The organism is Microvirga sp. P4_G7 (genome assembly GCF_056401005.1).
The window spans coordinates 1-1,295 of record NZ_JBFUKD010000878.1 but is presented as its reverse complement, the minus strand read 5'-3'; the positions used below and the strand labels follow the sequence as shown (position 1 = coordinate 1,295).

Here is a 1,295-nt window from a genome sequence, read left to right as displayed (position 1 = left end):
CCCCTTTTCCCTGCGCCAAACGCCTATTACCTGCGCACGGCGCTTCGGCTTGCCGCCTTGTCTCGAAAGACATTTATGACCCTCTTTACTGATTTCGGATTGGCCCAGCCGATCCTGAAGGCGCTTGCTGGCGAAGGCTACGAGAAGCCGACGCCGATCCAGGCGCAAGCCATTCCGCATGTCCTCCAAGGCCGTGATCTGTGCGGCATCGCCCAGACCGGTACCGGCAAGACGGCGGCCTTCGCCCTGCCGATTCTTCATCGCCTCGACGCGAGCCGCGGTCAGCTGACTCGCAAGACCTGCCGCACGCTGGTCTTGAGCCCCACCCGAGAGCTCGCAAGCCAGATCGCCGACAGCTTCCGCACGTACGGACGCCATCTCCGCCTGACGACCGCCGTCGTGTTCGGCGGCGTCAATATCGGCAAGCAGGAGCGCGACCTTTCCAACGGCGTCGATATTCTCGTCGCAACGCCGGGGCGCCTGCTCGATCTGATCGACCGCAATGCGCTCAGCTTGCGCGAAGTCGAAATCCTGGTTCTCGACGAAGCGGACCAGATGCTCGATCTCGGATTCATTCACGCCCTGAAGCGGGTCGTGAAGCTTCTTCCGAAAGAGCGCCAGAGCCTGTTCTTCTCGGCGACGATGCCGAAGACGATCGCGTCGCTTGCCGACGATTTTCTTCGCAACCCCGCCAAAGTCGCGGTCACGCCCGTCGCGACGACGGCGGAGCGAGTCGAGCAGAGCGTCATTTTCGTGCAGACCGGCCAGAAGTCGCCTTTGCTCGAAGCGGTTCTGCGCGATGAGACCATCGATCGCGTACTCGTCTTCTCCCGCACCAAGCACGGCGCGGACAAGGTCGTCCGGTATCTCGAGAAGGTCGGCATCGCCGCCGCGGCGATCCACGGCAACAAGTCCCAGCCGCAGCGCGAACGCGCTCTGGCGGCCTTCCGGGCCGGGACGTGCCGCGTTCTCGTAGCGACGGACATTGCCGCCCGCGGTATCGACGTCGATGGCGTATCGCACGTCATCAACTACGATTTGCCGAACGTACCGGAATCCTATGTCCACCGGATCGGCCGTACGGCTCGCGCTGGTGCGACTGGTCTCGCGATTTCGTTCTGTAACGACGAAGAGCGCGCCTATCTGCGCGACATCGAAAAGCTGACGCGTCTGAAGGTTCCGGTGATGCCGCTTCCGGCGGATATGCCGGCTCCGATTCCGGCATCCGAGCTTCGCGAACCGCGTCGTGAGCAGCCGCAGCGTTCGCGCCCGGCACCGCATGCACGCGGCCATCA

At 63.6% G+C, this 1,295-nt stretch carries 1 protein-coding gene; it reads left to right on the top strand.

What is annotated here, in order from left to right; genetic code table 11:
* Positions 1–75 precede the first annotated feature (75 nt).
* A partial coding sequence (locus tag AC1DT3_RS21570; protein ID WP_477467229.1) for a DEAD/DEAH box helicase occupies positions 76–1,295 on the top strand: 1,220 nt, incomplete at its 3' end.